The following is a 19894-nucleotide window of genomic DNA, read 5'->3' as shown; positions in this document are numbered from 1 at the left end:
TTTGGAAAGGTGAAATTTTTATGTTAAAAGGAAAGACAGTTGTGCTTGGAGTTACAGGAAGCATTGCAGCATATAAGATAGCCAACCTTGCAAGTATGCTTGTAAAGAAGGGATGCAGTGTTCACGTAATAATGACAAGAAATGCAACAAATTTTATAAATCCTATTACATTTGAAACACTTACAGGTCATAAGTGCCTGGTTGATACATTTGATCGTAATTTTGAATTTAGCGTAGAACATGTATCATTGGCTAAACAGGCAGATATTTTTATGGTTGCACCGGCAAGTGCCAATGTTATTGGAAAGATTGCAGGGGGAATAGCAGATGATATGCTTACAACAACTATAATGGCGGCTAAATGCCCTAAGATTATATCTCCGGCAATGAATACTAATATGTTTGAAAATCCTATTGTACAGGACAATCTGACTAAGTTAAAGAGTTACGGATATGAGATTGTTGAACCGGCAAGCGGATATTTGGCATGTGGCGACACTGGCAAGGGTAAGATGCCTGAACCGGAAGTGCTTTATTCATATATTTTAAAGACTATCGGTTGTGAAAAGGACTTGTTAGGCAAGAAAGTTCTTATAACAGCAGGTCCAACACTTGAAAAGATTGATCCTGTAAGATTTATAAGTAATCATTCAACAGGGAAGATGGGATATGCCATTGCTGAAAATGCAATGCTTAGAGGGGCAGAAGTTACTTTGGTAACGGGAAGAACTTCAATTAAGAAACCTGATTTTGTTAAGATTATTGATGTTTTAAGTGCTCAGGATATGTTTGAAGCAGTAGATGAAAATTTCGACCAGCAGGATATTGTTATAATGAGTGCGGCAGTGGCTGATTACAGACCGAAAACTGTTGCTACAGAGAAGATTAAGAAGAAGGATGGGGAAGGGTCTATTCAGTTAGAAAGAACCACTGATATTCTTGGAACAATGTCTAAAAGAAAGAAGAACCAGTTTGTATGTGGTTTTTCAATGGAAACAGAGAATATGTTGGAGAACTCAAAAGCTAAGCTTGAAAAGAAGAATTTAGATATGATTTGTGCCAACAATTTGAAAGTTAAAGGTGCCGGTTTTGGTACAGACACTAATGTGGTAACACTTATAACTAAGGACAATGTAGTTGAGTTACCATTAGAATCTAAGGCAGAAGTGGCAGCGCAGATTTTAGATACTATTGTAAAGAAATAGGAGAATGATTAAGTAAGGAGTAGGGATGAGAAATAACTTAAAGAAGAAAGTTTGCAGTTTACTTGTTGCAACATTAATGACAACGGCAACATTTGCAAACGGATTTACATATGGTGGCATTACGGTATCGGCAGAAGAAAGCAACGTAACAGTCCAGAGTAGTGGAAATGTTGAAATATCAGGAGAGAAAACATACTCAGATATTAATGATTCAACAGGCTCAGGTGTGAACACAGGAGATGTGGAAACATCGACAGTGGAAACTACTACAGGAGAAATAGTTGAGACTACAACTGATGAAACGACAATGCCTGAGACTACAGTGGAACCAACAACAGAAGAACCAACAACACCGCAACCTACAACAGTACCGGCCACAACAAAGCCTGCATCAACAAAGGTTGTTGCCTGGGGTAAGAATGCAGCAGGTCAGTTTGTTAATGGTAATAAGAAGGTAATTAAGGGCGCCACAATGAAAGGTGTAGACGTTAGTTACCACAATGGAACAATTAACTGGAAGAAAGTAGCTGCAAGTGATGTTGATTATGCAATTATCAGATGTGGTTACGGAGATAACATAAAGAGCCAGGATGATAAGAAATGGGCTGAAAATGTTGCAGGATGTGAAAAGAACAATATTCCATATGGAGTTTATATTTATTCATATGCTACTTCAGTTAAACAGGCTGAAAGCGAAGCAAATCATGTTTTAAGATTAATAAAGGGACATACATTAAACTTTCCAATTTATTATGATATGGAAGATGCGGTTCAGGCTAAGCTTTCAAAATCAATGAGAACAAAGATTGCAAACAAGTTTCTGGGAATAATTAGGAATGCAGGCTATGAATGTGGTATTTATGCAAACCTTAACTGGTGGAACAATTATCTTGATTCAAGCCTTGGCGGTGATAATACATGGAGAACATGGGTTGCACAGTACAATAATAATGGCTGTGATTACAAGAGCAACTACAGTATGTGGCAGAGCTCATCTACAGCTAAGGTAAGTGGTATAAGTGGAAAGGTAGATATTAATTTCTGGTTTGGAGAAGTGAGAGACAGAAGTTATGATATTACAGTAAAGAAGGGACCTTCAACGGTTAATACAGTGGCAACACCTAAACCGGTAAAAGCTCCTACAAGAGTAAAAATAAGTTCAGTTAAGGTAGGTAAGAAGAAAGCCACAGTTAAGTGGAAGAAGATTTCATCTGTAAAAGGATACAGAATACAGTATTCTACATCAAAGAAATTTACTTCAAAAACAACAAAGTCTAAGTATACAACAAAGACAAGTATTAAAATAAAGAAGTTAAAATCAAAGAAAACTTATTATTTCAGAGTAAAAGCTTACAAAAAGAATGCAGCAAACAAGAAAGTGTATTCAAAGAGCTGGAGTAAGGTAAAACATAAAAAGATTAAATAATTACATAGATTAATCTGTGTAAGCACAGGTTTGGCAAGAAGATTTGAAACGGTAATTATGCAATAAGAAAAGCATGTATCAACGTAAAGGAGAACAAAAAAGTTGATACATGCTTTTTCTGTTAAAACTTATAAATGATATCTTTGTTATATGTGCATCCTGCCTTGCATACAGGGCTTACAAAGTTATCATGATTAATAGCATCGGGATAATACTGTGGTTCAAAACAAACAGCTTCTCTAACATTGTAAATGTGGTCTTTTTTACCTTTTACATTCTCAACAAAGTTGGCTGTGTACATCTGAACACCCGGACAATTAGTAGAAATCTTCATTTCTATTCCCGAAACATCACCTACAGCATCCACAATATTGTGAAGCTTAGAATCAGTAGGATCTGTAATCCAGTTATGGTCATATCCGTTAGCATATTTTAAAGGAATGTAGTTTTTATTAATATCCTGGCCAATAGTTTTAAAATTATTAAAATCCATTGGAGTGTCTTTTACAGCTTCAATCTCGCCTGTAGGAATTGATGTTTCGTCAGCAGGAGTAAAGCTGTCTGCATATATTTTTACACTGTGATTTAAAACAGTACCTGAACCTTCGCCATTTAAATTAAAATAAGAATGGTTAGTCACGTTAATAATAGTATCCTTGTCAGGAGTAGCATTGTAGTTAATCTTAAAGCCATCTTCCAACAATTCGTAAGTAACATACATCTTTAAGGCTCCGGGAAATCCCTGATCCATATGTGGGCTTTCAAGTGAAAAAGTAATTGAAGTGTCATTCTGATTTTCCACTGTCCATACACGTTTAGAATATGGATTAAGACCACTGTGAAGGTTATTTGGTCCGTTATTAATATCAAGATTGTATTCTGTGTTATTTAGCACGAAATGTCCTTTAGCTATTCTGTTGGCGCATCTTCCAACATTACAACCAAAGTAATATCCGTCATCTGTTTCATAGCCTGATACATCATCATATCCTAAAACGATGTCTGTAGGCTTGTTATTTCTGTCAGGAACAACAATGCTTACAAGAGTTGAACCAAAATCAGTTACACTAATTTCTAAATTATTATTTTTTAAGGTGTAAAGCTTAGTAGCAATACCATCTTTTGTAATTCCAAAATCTTTAACTGTCATTATAATCCTCCTAATTTTTAATAGGCAAAACTACGAGAAAATATGAAAAAGGGGAGGGAATGAAAAAGTAGTTTTGCCTATGTTAACAAATATAGAAATAAAACTATAAAGTTTTAATAAATCTCAAAAATGCTTCTAAGCCGTCAGGTGTACATTTGTAAACGCCTGCGTCTTCTAAAACTTTTACGAAAACTTTTCCAATTTCTGCTTGAATAATGTCCATAACATTATCTTTATTAACGTCATCATAGTTGGCAAGAAAATCGTATGCCCAATCGGCATGTTTCTCAATAGCTTCGTTTTCGCGAATATCTTTTCCTTCAAGAATATATTCAGCAAGTAAATTCATCTCGCCTTTTAATCTTGATGGAAGTACTGCAAGACCCATAACTTCAATTAAACCAATATTCTCTTTCTTAATATGGTGAAGTTCTTCGTGTGGGTGATATACACCTAAAGGATGTTCTTCTGTAGTAATGTTATTTCTTAATGCTAAATCAAGTTCAAACATACCATCCTTAAATCTTGCAATAGGAGTTATGGTATTGTGTGGTGTTCCGTCAGTTTCAGCATAAATAAATGCATCCTCATCAGTGTAGCCTCTCCAAGCCTTCAAAATATGGTCGGCAAGTTCAATTATTCTGTCACTGTCTTTTGACTGTAATCTGATAACTGATAAAGGCCATTTTACAATACCACATTTAACATCGTCAAAACCATCAACTGAAAATTCTTTGATAATATCAGCCTTTGCCATGGCAAAAGTATAATTACCCCCCTGGAAATGGTCGTGACTTAAAATTGAACCTCCAACAATTGGAAGGTCTGCATTTGAACCAAGAAAATAATGAGGAAAGAGCTTAACAAAATCAAATAATTTTCTAAAAGCTGCTTTATCTATCTTCATTGGTACATGCTGTCCGTTAAATACTATGCAATGTTCGTTATAATAAACATATGGAGAATACTGAAATCCCCAGTTTGAATCATTGATAGTAATAGGAATGATTCTATGGTTCTGTCTTGCAGGATGATTTACACGACCTGCATATCCTTCATTTTCCATACAAAGCTGACACTTCGGATAAGAAGATGAAGCAGCTTTTCCTGCGGCTGCAATAGCTTTAGGATCTTTTTCCGGCTTTGATAAATTAACAGTAATGTCAATTTCACCGTACTGTGAAGGAACAGTCCATTTTAAATCCTTTTCTACTCGTGATTTTCGAATGTAATTAGTTTTTGTAGAAAAATCATAGTAGAAATCGGTTGCTTCTTTCGGAGAATTGCTATATTTTTTCCAAAAGATTTCTGAAACCTGTGAAGGACGTGGCATTATGAAATTCATAAGCTTTGTATCAAAAAGGTCTCTGTAAGTAATAGAGTCTTCAATAAGCTTCATTTCACAGGCAATATCCAAAAGGTTATCTAATATATTGTCAAGATTAATCTCCTCACCTGAAATATCAGGATCAGAGTAATCATCTTTGCCAAAAGCATCCAAAATCATATTAGTTGAATAATTTCTTTCTGATTCAGGAATTAAACCTGAATTAATACCATACTGTACTAATTTTTTTATATTTTTATCTAATTCTGAGACGTTAATCATAATACTTTAACACCTCCATACTTTCTAATCTTTAATACATGACATGCACCTTCACCGAAAATACTTTCTGTAGCTTTCTTATACTCAGGTACAAAATCAGTTTTAACAAAAGCCTGTATAGTGCCGGCAAAACCACCACCGTGTACTCTGCATACACCATTGTTTCCTAAAACATTTTCACTAATTGCAATACCTATTGAAACAGGCTGGTTCTGGAAATCATGGTTAGAATAAATATTCTGGAGACGCTTGTAAGAAGAATCTCCTGATTCCTTAATTAAAGATAAAAATGTGTCAAAGTCATCAGCTTTTAAAGCGTCAACTTCTTTCTGAACACGTTCATTGTCCTTAAAGAAATGCATAGCTCTCAAAATATTTCTGTCTCCAACTTTTCTGAAAATCTCAGGAAGTTTATTGAAAAATTCTTCAGCCGGAATATCATTTAAAAATTCTTTCCCAAATAAAGCTGCAACTTCTTTCATTTCTTTAGGAATGGCAGAGTAGTCATCTGTTAAGTCTGCGTGTGAACCTTTAGTATCAACTATACAAAGGCTGTAACCCTTATCTGCAATGTCGAAATCAACTTTTTCAACAATAGGATTAGCAGGATCTTTAAAATCAATATGTACAAATCCACCAACTGAGCAAGCCATCTGATCCATAAGACCACAAGGTTTTCCGAAGAATACATTCTCAGCATACTGACCAATAATTGCTATATCAATTGGAGAAACTTTCATATCGTTATATAAACCTGAAAGAATAGTTCCGATAATTGCTTCAAATGCTGCTGAAGAAGAAAGACCTGCACCATTTAAAACATCGCTTGTAACGTATGCCTTAAAAGGACCTGTTTTGTAACCGTGGTCGTTCATTCCTGCAATAACACCTTTAATTAAAGCAGAAGTAGTACCAAATTCTGCTTCGTTAACAGCAATGTTGTCAAGACTAATGCTTAATGGTGAATAACCTTCAGAAAAAAGTTCAATAGTATTTTTGTCATTATTTCCAACAATTGCAATTGCATCTAAGTTAACAGAGGCGGCCAAAACCATACCGTGCTGATGGTCTGTATGATTACCACCTACTTCAGTTCTTCCCGGTGCACTATAAATGTCAACGTTCTCTTCACCGAAAAGCTCTATATATTTATCTAATGCATTAACATATCTTTCTTTCTGGTATTTAATCATTTCTGCATCATCATAATATAAATCAGCCAATGTGCTATCGTGTTCATTATTCAAAAACTGATTCTTTAATGTTGTTACGTTTGTCATTGAAAACCTCCCGATACATAAAAATATTACTTCGCTTTTACTGTAAAATTTGTTTAACTAAAATGTATAACTTTTTTAGTAAAATATCAATAGTTTTTTGATAAAAAAATAAAGTTTGAATATATTGCACAAATAGTCGAATCAAAAACTGTAACAAGTGAATAAGGGAAAAATAAATAAAAACGATTCGGTAAAAGAAAAAGTAAAACTTTAGTAAAAAGTATTGCAAAATCTATGAAAGTTTATTACTATAGAATAGCATTAAATTTAAGCAGAAAATACCGAAAGTTTGATTACATGGATTGTAATCTTATATAGAATGGAAGAATGGAGAGAAGAAATGGCAACAATAAAAGATATTGCTGAAATGGCAGGAGTAAGTATTACAACAGTTTCAAGAATACTTAATAATGATTCATCTTTAAGTACAACGATGGAAACTAAGCAGAAAGTAATTGATGCTGCAAAAAAATTAAACTACAAAAAAGTAGGAAGAAGTACAAAGGCCACATTCAGATTGGGTATTGTTCAGTGGTTTTCAGCAGAGCAGGAACTTCAGGATACATATTATCTTTCAGTTCGTAATGGTATTGAAGATTTTTGTATAAAAAATTGTATTCAGATAGTAAGAGCTTTCAAGACAGATGTTAATTATATGGATTATCTTGAAAATATTAATGGACTTATCTGCATTGGAAAGTTTAGCAAAAAAGAAGTGAAAGAATTAAAGAGAATATCTAAAAATATTGTATTCTTAGATATGCCTGTAGCAGATTATAGTGTTACATCATTTACATTAGACTTTGAATATGCAGTAAATAAAGCAATGAGTTATCTTACAAAACTAGGTCATACAAAGATTGGATTTTTAGGCGGACGAGAAATTTTAGATACTGATGAAGTTTTTGATGATGAAAGAATTAAGGAATATGTAAAATATTGTTCAGAACATGGTCTTGATTATGACAAATATTTAAAAGAAGGACAATATTCCATTGAATCAGGATATAGTATGATGAGTGAATTTATTCAGTCCAAAGATATGCCAACAGCCGTATTTGCGGCAAGTGATTATATTGCATTTGGAGCAATGAAGGCTATTAAAGAAAACGGATTAAAGATTCCTGAAGATATTTCAGTTATTGGATTTGATGATGCACAGATTTGTAATTATACAACTCCAACATTGACAACCATACATGCACCTGCATATGATATGGGACAGTATGGTGCCAACTTCCTTTTTGGAGCTACTAACTGTAGCATAACAACTCCATTGAATGTAAAAATGCCTTGTGAGTTAGTTGAAAGAGAATCATGCGGACCTGTTAAAAATAAAGAGCTCCGCTAAAATCATAACGAAATTTGTTTGACAACACATCTCCGTATAAAGCATTATTGAAATTTTGAATTAAATAAACTGCTTCAGTCGCAGAGTTTTCAAACAATTCGTACAAGTAATCTAAGTGATGTTCACATTTAGGATTACTGTCAGGTTCAACAACGTGGCCATATAAACTTTTATAATGAAAAGTGGCATGCATTAATAAATCAATGCATGTCCTTTTTGCTTTATGTGGCGCAACAAAGAACTTCTTGATTATATACATCCATTTAAGTGAAGCGTGAATTGTGTATGTTGAAATCTGATTATAAAAAGGTGACATACTTTCAGCAACACTTTCCTTAGTTGGAATTAAATGGTGCATAGGAAAACTTTCAGGAGTATATCCGTCTTCAACAAGAAGCTTATGCTCAAAAGCACCCTCAATTTCAATGTGCCCACAATCGGTTTCATCCATTGTTACATTAACATAAGGATGACAGTTTTTGTCCAATACATAGTGACAAATAAGTCCTAAAAGGTAACTGTACTGCGAACTGTTTTTTCCATATTTATTTACAATCTTAACGGCGTGTGTCATAAAAGGATAAAAATCTTTATGATGAATAGAAACGCCTATCTGATTAGTTTTATTTTTCGAAAAAGCCCTGTAATAAAATAGAAAATCTGGTCCCTGTAACCCTGCCTTAAACGGAGCGGGATATTTCTTAATAACATTCTTTATATCTTTTGGTAATCCGGGAATTACCATTTTTCCAAATTTATAATGTGCATATGCAGATGGCATAAAAACACCTCCTATTTACAAATATTTTTATGATTGATTTGTATGTTTAATTTTAATATTTCATTTATTAGAACTTATACAATATATATTAACATATTTACCATTTTAAAGTGAGAATATTTTGTTAAATATAAGTAAAAGAACCATAATGTCATTATAGAAGAAAAATAACACAAAATAAGACAAAAAACTAAACAAAATATAAATTAAAAAAGTTGTCACTTTTTTCTTTCTCATACGTTGTAATTAATAAGAGAGAAAAATAGAGAGAGAAAGTGATAGAAAAAATATAGCAATTAGGCAATTATCAATAAAATTTTTAGAATGAAAGGAGAAAAAGGTATGAACAAGAAGATGAAAAAGTTAATGGTATCAATGCTAGTGTTGTGTGTAATGTTAATGGGAAAGAGTTATGACATAATGGCGAGTGATAGCCAACTTGGAGAAATTTATGATGAAGGAGATTTTGAAACTTTAAGTGATTACAATCAGTATATGCAAAAAAGAGGATTAATGATTACCAATTCAAGAGCGGCTAATAGTTACTATTTAGCAAGTGTTAGAAAAACAACAGCAATTGCAGAATATTCTTTGGAAGGATTGTTGGGAAAGAAAGGTGTTCAAAATTTTTGCATTGATGATGAAAAGAAATATATTTATGTAACCCAGCAAAGTCAGGGAACTATAAGTATATTAAAAATGAAAATAGACCAATCAACAAAAAAAGCTAGTTATGAGAGTAAAATGACATTAAATAAATGTGGACATGGGCAAACACTTGAAATATATAAATATAATGGAAAAACTTATTTATTAGTTTCAAGCAAGGAAAATAAGATAAGTGATAGCACATATTGGTCAGTTCAAGTTGCAAGAGTCGAATATCAGGCAAATAAAACATATAATTATACATCTCTTCACAGGTTAACATATATTAATTATGCTAACAAAGCAGGAAGTAATGGAAATCCAGAGAATATAGGAACATTAACAAGATGTGACGCTGCACTTTCGACAGACTCTAAATATATAATTATATGGGCGAAAGCAGGAAGCAATTTACAATATAGTTGTTATGATTTTACTGAAGTAAATAAAGCACTTGATAAAGAAGAAACAGTGTCATGTAAGTCGAATTCAATATTAAGTAAAGCTTTGAAATATTATTTCATAAAGCAGTCAGATGAAACAACATATCCACAAAAGTCATTTCAGGGAATTGAATTAACAAATGGTTTAAATATATATCAATCATCTGGAAAAGATAACTTGGATAATTGCATTGCAAATATTAGCAAATCAGGTAATTGGAAGTCTACTGCAGTTATATCTGTTCCAAGATTTAACGATGAAAAAGTTATTTTGAATAAGTCAAATGTTGAAATTGAAGGAATTAAAATTAGAGGGTCGAAGTTATTTTTTGCAACAATAATCAATGATGGCTTAAGAAATTCATATATTTATAGTATAGATAAATCTGTTATGGATTAAATGGAATAAAATATAAAAAACTTTCGTTTAATATATAACAAAACAAAATAGATGCAAATATGAAAGCATCGTATAGAAAACAAGGAGGTACGGATATGAAGAAATTGTACAAAAAAATAGGAGTTATACTAGCATTAACAATGGTAATTGGTTTGATTCCGGCTCAGGGTGTTAATGCGGCAAAAGCAAAGAGTAATGTAACTTATTCTATTAAGAAGGGAACATTGGTTATTAAAGGAAAAGGAAAAATGCCGGCTAAAATGACCTTCAAAAATAACAAAAAAATTAAGAAGGTTGTAATAAGAAAGGGTGTGACATCAGTATCAGATAAAGCATTCTACAAATGTAAAAATCTGAAGAAGGTTACTATTTCAGGTACAGTAACAAAAATCGGAAAGTATAGTTTTTACGGAACAAAAATAAAGAATATAACTATACCTGAAAAGGTTGGAAAAATCGGTCAGAATGCTTTAGGAAAATGTAAAAAATTAAAGACAATAACAATGCCGGGAAATCTTAAAGTGATGTTAGATTCTAATGAAGATTATTCAGCAGCAGTATTAATGTCAGGCTCAAATGTTAAAACAGTAAAGTTTAATACAGCTTTTGAACCGGCAATGGCAAGCTATTGTGAAGCGGAAAATCTTCAGGTGATGGCAAAAGATAAAAAATATAAATCAATAAATGGAATGGTTTATACAAAGGACGGAAAAAAACTTGTAAGAGTTCCAATGAATCGAAAAACAGTTAATGTTAATGACGGATGTGAAGAAATTTGCTTATCAGCATTACTTTATGAGAAAAAAATTCCGGATGATTTTCCACAGACCTGCGGTGATTTTTCAGAGATTACAATACCAAAATCAGTAACAAAAATAAATGATACTGAATATACTACAAGTCAGGTGTACTATAGCTGGAACGGAAAGAAGTACACTAAGACAAAGGTTAAAGGAGTATATGAATATATCCCTAATAACGAAAATTATAACCTGAAGATTACAATAAAGGATGGAAATGAAAACAACATTAGTATTTTGAATAAATACTTTAAAAAAGCAAACATAATTAAATAAAATATTTTAAGAATAGAGAAGCTGTTTCATGTAAAGTGGGCAGCTTCTTTTGGCTAAAAATATTAGCGTGATCTTTGAAATAAAAAGTTAAAAAAATGGAATAATCTCCGATATAAAGTTAAAAAATGTTGGCTTAATATTTGATGAAAAAATTATAAAAAATTTAGGCTAAGAGTTGTTGATTTTTGAATATAAGTATGTTATTCTAATCACAGAACAAACGTTCGAAAAAACATAAAGAAGGAGACAGGCTATGGAGATTACACAGAATATGACTATTTCAGAGAAGTTGAAGATATTAACTGATGCGGCTAAGTATGACGTAGCCTGTACAAGCAGTGGAGTTGACAGGGGCAATAAAGGGCAGGGCATTGGAGATACTCATGCTTGCGGAATCTGTCATACTTTTTCGGCAGATGGAAGATGTGTTTCATTGCTTAAAATATTATTTACCAACGAGTGCATTTTTGACTGTAAGTATTGCATTAACAGGAAGTCCAATGACGTACCTAGAGCTTCATTTACGCCGGATGAGGTTTGCAGGCTTACCATTGAATTTTACAGAAGAAATTATATAGAGGGATTGTTTTTAAGTTCGGGCATTTTAAAGAATCCTGATTATACAATGGGACTTATTTACGAAACTATTTGGAAGCTGCGTAATGAATATAAGTTTTTTGGATATATTCACGTTAAGGCTATTCCGGGGGCTTCTGAAGATATTATTGAGAAGGTTGGGTTTGTGGCTGACAGAATGAGCGTTAATTTGGAGCTTCCAACTAAGGAAGGTTTACAGCAACTTGCACCTAATAAGAATTATACTAATATTTTGAAACCAATGAAGCAGATTCAGATGGGTTCAGGCAGACTGATTTCAGATGGTAAGGAAGGATATCAGATTGTAACAAGAACTGGGCGGAAGAATAATTCTAAGTTTGTTCCGGCAGGGCAGAGCACACAGATGATTATAGGAGCCACGCCTGAAACGGACTATCAGCTTATGTCAGTTACGGAGACTATGTATAAACAGTTTAATTTAAAAAGAGTGTTTTATTCGGCTTTTGTGGATGTGAATCATAATATTGATTCACCTGCAATAATAGGACCTAACCCCATGCTTAGGGAACATAGACTTTATCAGGCAGACTGGCTGTTAAGGTATTATGGCTTTGATGTTAAGGAGTTGCTTAATAAGGAGCATCCTAATTTTAATGTGGCTTTGGATCCTAAATGTGATTGGGCAGTTAATCATTTGGATAAGTTTCCTGTGGAAGTTATGAGAGCAGATTATTATACCTTATTAAGGGTGCCGGGAATTGGAGTAAAGTCGGCAAGAAGAATAACTGCGGCAAGACATTATGGAATGCTTGACTTTAACAGCTTAAAGAAGATGGGGGTAGTTCTTAAAAGGGCAGCATATTTTATAACCTGCGGTGGAAAGACTATGATTCCACTGTCAATGGATCAGGATGCATTGGCAAGAACATTGGCAGATACTGACAGAAAGCAGGTTTACGCTATTGAGAATGACACAACTTATAAGCAGATGACGCTTATGGATTTGGGATTAAAACAGTAAGTTTAGAATAATCGGAGAGCAATATGAATGTTACGTTAGTTTGTGAAGACAATATAGAAGGAATAATGACAGCAATTTATGACGGGTGGGTGTACATGAATAAGGGATATTCTGTTAACATCCATCCGGGCAGGGATTATGCACCAACCTTTTTCTCTGAATTTATTAATATTGAAACTGACAATTCTAAGGCTGAAAGAGTTATTCGTTCAATAAAGATTAAGATTTCAGAAGAGGCTTATATTGCAGTTTTTAGAACGTGTATGAATTTTGCAGAGGATAAGGGGGATGCGGTTTTTGAATTTCTGAGATATGGTTACAGATACGGTGCAAGAGTTATGAAGATGCTTCACGTTCCGGCAGTTATGAGAGTAATGGAACTTAGTAGAAAGACTTCCAACGAGGCACATTCATTTATAGAATTTATTAGATTTGAAGAGCTTAAAGGTAATGTTTTGTATAGTAGAATTGAGCCTAAGTGTGATGTGCTGTCACAGGTGTATGCACATTTTCAAAATAGGTTTCCTAATGAGAACTGGATTATATATGACCAGAGAAGAATAAAGGCAGCAGTTCATCAGAAAGGTATGGCAACTGTTTTGGTTGAAGGACAGAATATGGATCAGTTAGTGAGGAGCGTTCGAAAAGATGATGAATACGAGGATTTGTGGAAGATATTTTTTAATACCATAGCAATAAAGGAAAGATATAATCCTAAGTGCCAGTGTACGCATTTACCTAAGTGGTATAGAAAGAATATGCTAGAGCATGAATAGCTGGAAATATGCGGAAATATGAAAAATATAATATGTACTTTATTTTCAATCGGTGTTATACTAACGGAGTGAAATTAATGTAGTATGCTGGGTCGAGCATTATTTCATAAAAATACAAATAATAGAAAAACTATTCAGGAGGAATTCATGAGTAAAGTTAAGAGAGTTTATGTAGAGAAAAAACAGCCTTTTGCTGTTACTGCAAAGGAACTTACAGAAGATATTAAGGGATATCTTGAAATTGATGCATTAAAGGATGTAAGAGTGCTTGTAAGATATGACGTTGAAAACATCTCAGATGAAACTTACAACAGAGCATTAACATCAGTATTTTCAGAACCACCGGTAGATAATGTATATGAGGAAACATTCCCATATGATGCGGATAATTCTAAGGTTTTCAGTGTGGAATTTTTGCCGGGACAGTTTGATCAGAGAGCTGATTCAGCAGTTCAGTGTGTTAAGTTTTTAAATGAAGATGAAGAGCCTGTTATTAAGACAGCAACTACTTATGTTTTAGAAGGCAATATATCTGATGAAGAGTTTGAACAGATTAAGAATTACTGCATTAACCCTGTAGATTCAAGAGAAACAGGATTGGAGAAACCTGAAACCTTAGTTACAGAGTTTGAAGAGCCTGCAGATGTTATTATTTTCGATGGCTTTAAGGATATGGCTGAAGAACCTTTAAAGGAATTATATGATTCTCTTGGATTGGCTATGACTTTTAAGGATTTCTTACACATTCAGAATTACTATAAGAATGAAGAAAACAGAGACCCATCAATGACTGAAATCAGAGTATTAGATACTTATTGGTCAGATCATTGTCGTCATACTACATTTAATACGGAATTAACAGACGTTACTTTTGATGACGGATATTTTAAAGAACCTATTGAAAAATCATATCAGGAATATCTTGACACAAGAAAGGACGTTTTTGGAGAAAGAAAAGACAAGTTTGTATGTCTTATGGACCTTGCTCTTATTGCAATGCGTAAGCTTAAGAAGGAAGGCAAACTTGATGATCAGGAGAAGTCAGACGAAATCAATGCATGTAGTATTGTAGTTCCTGTAGAAGTAGATGGAAAAACAGAAGAATGGTTAGTAAACTTTAAGAATGAAACACACAACCATCCTACAGAAATCGAGCCTTTCGGTGGTGCTGCAACATGTCTTGGTGGAGCTATCAGAGATCCACTATCAGGACGTACTTATGTATATCAGGCTATGCGTGTTACAGGTGCAGCAGATCCTACTAAATCAATGTCAGAAACTCTTCCGGGTAAGTTACCACAGAAGAAACTTGTTCAGGGAGCAGCTAATGGATATAGCTCATATGGTAACCAGATTGGTTTGGCTACAGGTTTAGTTAAAGAGATTTATCATCCTGATTATGTAGCAAAGAGAATGGAAATCGGAGCAGTTATGGGTGCAGCACCAAGACGTGCAGTACAGAGACTTAACTCGGATCCGGGAGATATTATTATATTATTAGGTGGCCGTACAGGTCGTGACGGTTGTGGTGGAGCTACAGGTTCATCAAAGATTCATACAGAAGAATCTATTGAAACTTGTGGTGCAGAAGTTCAGAAAGGTAATGCACCTACAGAACGTAAATTGCAGCGTTTATTTAGAAGAGAAGAAGTTAGCCACATTATTAAGAAGTGTAATGACTTTGGTGCCGGCGGTGTTTCAGTTGCTATTGGTGAATTGGCAGATGGATTACACATTAACTTAGACAAGGTTCCAAAGAAGTATGCAGGTCTTGACGGAACAGAAATTGCTATTTCAGAATCACAGGAAAGAATGGCAGTTGTTGTTGATAAGAGTGACGTTGATCAGTTTTTAAAATATGCTAACGAAGAGAACCTTGAAGCTACAGTAGTAGCAGAAGTTACAAAAGAACCACGTTTAGTATTAGAATGGAGAGGTAAAGAAATCGTTAACCTTTCAAGAGCCTTCCTTGATACAAACGGTGCACATCAGGAAACAACAGTTGAAGTTGACATGCCTGATGAAAACAAGAACTTCTTCAACAAACAGCCTGTTAACAATGTAAAACAGAAATGGTTAGAAACATTGTCAGATTTAAATGTTTGCTCACAGAAGGGATTAGTTGAAAAGTTTGACGGTTCTATTGGAGCAGGTTCAGTATTTATGCCATTTGGTGGAAAATATCAGATGACAGAAACACAGACTATGGTAGCTAAGCTTCCTGTATTAAAGGGAGATTGCGATACAGTAACAATGATGTCATATGGATTTGATCCATATCTTTCAAGTTGGAGCCCATACCATGGAGCAATGTATGCAGTAGTTGACTCAATTGCTAAGATTGTTGCAACAGGTGGTGATTACAAGAAAGTACGTATGACATATCAGGAATACTTTAGAAGAATGACTGAAGATCCACGTCGTTGGAGCCAGCCATTTGCAGCACTTCTTGGTTCATTTGATGCACAGATGGGATTTGGTCTTCCATCAATTGGCGGTAAGGATAGTATGTCAGGAACATTTAATGATATTGATGTACCACCAACACTTGTATCATTTGCAGTAGATGTAGCTAAAGAAAAAGATATTATTACTCCTGAATTTAAGGCAGCAGGCAATAAGATTGTTAAGTTTGAAATTAGCAAGGATCAGTATGACAAGCCTGTATATGATGAAATCATGAAGTTATATGATGAAATTCATGAAATGATTCAGAATGGAGTTATTATTTCAGCATATGCTGTTGAAGGAAAGGGTGTTATCCCAGCCGTAAGTAAGATGGCATTTGGTAATAAGATTGGTGTAAGCATTAGTGGAAGAATCCCTGGAGCAGATTTATTTGCACCTGGATTTGGTGATATTATTGCTGAAGTACCTGCAGACAGACTTGACGATATTACATCAAGTTATGTTCTTATCGGTGAAACAAACGATAAGGAAGTATTTGAATATGGTTATGATTCAATTCCTATGGACGAAGCAATTAAGGTTTGGGAGAAACCATTAGAAAAGGTATTCCCAACAAGAAGCCATAAGGATACATCATTACTTGATACACCAATTTATGATAAGGGCAGCGTATATGTTTGCAAGAACAAAGTTGCAAAACCTACAGTATTTATCCCTGTATTCCCAGGTACAAACTGTGAATATGATAGTGCTAAGGCTTTTGAAAAAGCTGGTGCAAATGTTATTACTAAGGTATTCAAGAACTTAACACCTGAAGACATTAGAGACTCAGTTAAGATTTTTGAAGAAAGCATTGCACAGTCACAGATTATTATGTTCCCAGGTGGATTTAGTGCAGGTGATGAACCTGATGGTTCAGCTAAATTCTTCGCAACAGCATTTAGGAATGCTAAGATTGAAGAAGCAGTTCACAAACTATTAAATGAAAGAGATGGTCTTGCACTTGGTATTTGTAATGGTTTCCAGGCATTAATCAAGTTAGGATTAGTACCAAACGGCAAGATTACAGGACAGGATGTAAATGCACCAACTTTAACATATAATACAATTAACCGTCATATCTCAAAGATGGTTTATACAAAGGTTGTATCAAACAAGTCACCTTGGTTACAGAATGCAGAACTTGGTGGAGTTTATGTAAACCCAGCATCACACGGAGAAGGAAGATTTGTAGCACCTGAAGAATGCATTAAGGAATTATTTGCAAACGGTCAGGTTGCAACACAGTATGTAAACCAGCAGGGACAGCCTACAATGGATGAAGAATGGAACGTAAACGGTTCATACTATGCTATTGAAGGTATTACAAGTCCTGACGGCAGATGCTTTGGTAAGATGGCTCATATCGAAAGAAAGGGTCGTTCAGTAGCAACAAATATCTACGGAGAACAGGATCTTAAGGTATTTGAATCAGGTGTAAACTACTTTAAATAATAAGTAAAACATACAAGAACATAACAAGAAGCTTTCACAGGGATAGTTGTCTAACACTATCTCTGAAGGGCTTCTTGATTTAGTTTTGGAAAGGAGGACCATATTGAGCTATTTAAAGAATCTAAAATGGGAAATGGTTTTGTATTCAATTCTTGCTATAGCAATAGGAGTTTTAATGTTTTTGTATCCGACTAAAACATTAAATGCTGTTTGTATAATACTTGCAGTAATGTTATTTGCTTTAGGAATAAGATACTTAATAGAATACAGAAAAAAGAATTTTATTAATGATTTTTATAGATATGAATTTGTGGCAGGAATTGCTTTAATATTACTTGGGATAGTAGTGCTTGCATGCATGAATCTAATACTTTCAATTATTACTTATGTAATTGCATTAATAATAATAGTCAGTGGACTTATGAAAATAGAGAATGCGTTAGACCTTAGAAGAATGGGATGCCATTGGATTCCACTACTTGTATTTGCCATTATTTGTATAATACTTGGCATATCAGTTTTAACAATGCCAATGAATCACAATGACGATGGCACAAGAACAGCAGGAGATTTCTTAATCCAGTGTTCAGGAGCAATATTTGCGGTAACTGGATTGATTGATTTAATCACAACATTATCTGTTTCGGGAAAGATAAAGAAATGGATAGATTCACAGATGAACTAAATATATAAGAAGAGCCCTATGGATTTAGAGTGAACAACTTTGAAATCCGTAGGGCTTTTCTTGTATGAGGGGAGATTGAATTATCGGGAAAATTATCGGGGAAAATTATCGGGGAAAATTGCTAATAAATGTGTTGTGTACCCCGATATTTCAAAAGTCGCTATTTTTGGGGTACATTTACCAAAATTATTTATCAAATAATACAACATATAATTTGAGTTTGCAGCAAAAATACCCCGCTATATGAAATATCTTGTTTTTCGGGGTACGCACACTAAAATCATTATCAAAATTACGCAACAAATAGTTTGAACCCACGACGAATGTACCCCAATATTTCAAATATTTCTAATATCGGGGTACAGACATCTAGATTTGCTCCATGCAACACTAGACTAAAATCAATTTGTTACATATTGACTTACTATAACAAAAAAATAGGAGCATAACCAACAAATGGTATGCTCCTAAATCTTATTTCAAATTATATTTCAGTCTTATTTCAAGAATCAATTCTTAACTTATTTCAATGTTTCGTATTTCTGGATAACTCCAATTCCTATTGCATGTGGTCCTGTATGAACTGCTGTAATAACACCGATTTCTACATTAGTGTCACCGTTGAGTTTGACACCAAGTCCGGCTTCAACTTCATCCTTGAATGCTACGCCTTCTATGGCATCATAGCCATATCCTATTGAAACAACGAAGTTGTCTTTACCGTTTTCTGTTAAATATTTGTCTGCAATCTGGATAAGGTTCTTTTTAAGCTTGCCACGGTTTCTTCCTACACCACCAAGATTTACTTCACCATCTTTCAAGATAATGATAGGTTTGATTCCAAGCTTTCCTGTGGCTGAAATTGCCATTTTTCCAATTCGACCGCCGATTCTTAAGTAATCAAGTGAACCTACAGTGAAGAAAATACGTGCTGTGCCCATAAGTTTCTTAGTGTTCTCAATCATTGTATCAAATGGAATGCCGTCGTTTTGCATTCTTACAACTTGGTCAATTATAAGAGCCTGACTGACTGTGTCCTGCTGTGAATCTAATACAACAATCTTTGCATCAGGATAATCTTCTTCAACAACATCCTTAGCCATTGAAGCAGAATTATATGAACCACTTAGATGAATTGAGATTGTAAAACATACAACAGGAATGTTCTGTTCTGCATACTTTCTAAAAACTGTCTCATAACTTTCAACACTTGGAAGAGAAGTCTTTGGAAAAATATCAGGGTTCTCAACCATTGTAGTATAAAAGTCTTTTCTATTAATTTCTGTTTTGTCCTTTAAATATGTTTCTCCATCAAGAGAAGCAGTAAGAGGGACAATTTCTATATTGTGTTTTTTAACATAAAGCTCTGTTAAATCACAGGCACTATCACTAATAATCTGGTACATAAAATCAAGTCCTTTCCGATAAATACTCTATATCCTATGTTTAGAGTGTATCATAAAAGTAATAATATTAAAACAAAAATACAACAGAAAAGAGATATAGTAGTATATATAAACAATAAAAATAAAATGTAAGCAAAAATATGCAAAAATTTAAAGTTACAATTATTTGAAATCAT

Annotated in this window: 14 protein-coding genes; 9 read left to right on the top strand and 5 right to left on the bottom strand. The window is 33.9% G+C overall.

The window, feature by feature from the left end; genetic code table 11:
* The first annotated feature begins 20 nt into the window (after window positions 1-20).
* Both coaBC and NQ558_RS00400 read left to right on the top strand, forming a co-directional pair.
* A complete protein-coding gene (gene coaBC / locus NQ558_RS00405; protein WP_005359927.1) occupies window positions 21-1205 on the top strand; it encodes a bifunctional phosphopantothenoylcysteine decarboxylase/phosphopantothenate--cysteine ligase CoaBC in 1185 nt (394 codons plus the stop codon).
* A gap of 25 nt (window positions 1206-1230) precedes the next feature.
* A complete protein-coding gene (locus NQ558_RS00400; protein ID WP_005359929.1) occupies window positions 1231-2631 on the top strand; it encodes a glycoside hydrolase family 25 protein in 1401 nt (466 codons plus the stop codon).
* A 121-nt stretch (window positions 2632-2752) separates the two neighbouring features.
* On the opposite strand, the gene NQ558_RS00395 is transcribed toward NQ558_RS00400, so the two are convergent.
* From NQ558_RS00395 to NQ558_RS00385, 3 genes are all read right to left on the bottom strand, one after another.
* Window positions 2753-3781, bottom strand: a complete 1029-nt coding sequence (locus tag NQ558_RS00395) for an aldose epimerase family protein (protein ID WP_005359931.1) — start codon at window positions 3779-3781, stop codon at window positions 2753-2755.
* A 103-nt stretch (window positions 3782-3884) separates the two neighbouring features.
* The gene (galT, locus tag NQ558_RS00390) at window positions 3885-5390 is read right to left on the bottom strand and encodes a UDP-glucose--hexose-1-phosphate uridylyltransferase (RefSeq protein WP_005359933.1); all 1506 of its coding nucleotides are present in this window, start codon (window positions 5388-5390) and stop codon (window positions 3885-3887) included.
* Entirely contained in the window at window positions 5387-6670 is a 1284-nt protein-coding gene (locus NQ558_RS00385; protein ID WP_005359934.1) for a galactokinase, read from the bottom strand. Before NQ558_RS00385 ends, galT begins: the two co-directional genes overlap by 4 nt.
* Before the next feature lie 340 nt (window positions 6671-7010).
* On the opposite strand from NQ558_RS00385, the gene NQ558_RS00380 reads away from it, so the two are divergent.
* Window positions 7011-8021: a LacI family DNA-binding transcriptional regulator gene (locus tag NQ558_RS00380; RefSeq protein WP_040446195.1), complete on the top strand. Its 1011-nt coding sequence runs from the start codon at window positions 7011-7013 to the stop codon at window positions 8019-8021.
* Here NQ558_RS00380 and NQ558_RS00375 read toward each other — a convergent pair.
* Window positions 7999-8802 carry a zinc dependent phospholipase C family protein gene (locus NQ558_RS00375; RefSeq protein WP_005359938.1) on the bottom strand — a complete coding sequence of 268 codons (804 nt, stop codon included), beginning with the start codon at window positions 8800-8802 and terminating at the stop codon, window positions 7999-8001. The two genes, NQ558_RS00380 and NQ558_RS00375, sit on opposite strands and share 23 nt — an antisense overlap.
* A gap of 342 nt (window positions 8803-9144) precedes the next feature.
* On the opposite strand from NQ558_RS00375, the gene NQ558_RS00370 reads away from it, so the two are divergent.
* The 6 genes from NQ558_RS00370 (at window position 9145) to NQ558_RS00345 (ending at window position 18312) form a co-directional block, all read left to right on the top strand.
* Window positions 9145-10293 carry a helveticin J family class III bacteriocin gene (locus NQ558_RS00370; RefSeq protein WP_040446197.1) on the top strand — a complete coding sequence of 383 codons (1149 nt, stop codon included), beginning with the start codon at window positions 9145-9147 and terminating at the stop codon, window positions 10291-10293.
* A 95-nt stretch (window positions 10294-10388) separates the two neighbouring features.
* Window positions 10389-11369, top strand: a complete 981-nt coding sequence (locus tag NQ558_RS00365; protein ID WP_050750944.1) for a leucine-rich repeat domain-containing protein — start codon at window positions 10389-10391, stop codon at window positions 11367-11369.
* 253 nt (window positions 11370-11622) lie between these two features.
* Window positions 11623-12948: a putative DNA modification/repair radical SAM protein gene (locus NQ558_RS00360; RefSeq protein ID WP_005359942.1), complete on the top strand. Its 1326-nt coding sequence runs from the start codon at window positions 11623-11625 to the stop codon at window positions 12946-12948.
* 23 nt (window positions 12949-12971) lie between these two features.
* Complete coding sequence (locus NQ558_RS00355; RefSeq protein WP_005359943.1) at window positions 12972-13724, top strand: TIGR03915 family putative DNA repair protein; 753 nt, start codon at window positions 12972-12974, stop codon at window positions 13722-13724.
* 147 nt (window positions 13725-13871) lie between these two features.
* A complete protein-coding gene (locus NQ558_RS00350; protein WP_040446199.1) occupies window positions 13872-17627 on the top strand; it encodes a phosphoribosylformylglycinamidine synthase in 3756 nt (1251 codons plus the stop codon).
* A gap of 103 nt (window positions 17628-17730) precedes the next feature.
* Complete coding sequence (locus NQ558_RS00345; RefSeq protein WP_040446201.1) at window positions 17731-18312, top strand: HdeD family acid-resistance protein; 582 nt, start codon at window positions 17731-17733, stop codon at window positions 18310-18312.
* A 521-nt stretch (window positions 18313-18833) separates the two neighbouring features.
* Here NQ558_RS00345 and NQ558_RS00340 read toward each other — a convergent pair.
* Window positions 18834-19718: a DegV family protein gene (locus tag NQ558_RS00340; protein WP_005359952.1), complete on the bottom strand. Its 885-nt coding sequence runs from the start codon at window positions 19716-19718 to the stop codon at window positions 18834-18836.
* Window positions 19719-19894 lie beyond the last annotated feature (176 nt).

This window comes from Eubacterium ventriosum, assembly GCF_025150745.1.
In the GTDB taxonomy this organism is placed as follows: Bacteria; Bacillota; Clostridia; order Lachnospirales; family Lachnospiraceae; genus Eubacterium_G; species Eubacterium_G ventriosum.
Note: the sequence above shows the minus strand (reverse complement) of the source record. Positions and strands in the feature narration are given on the sequence as shown.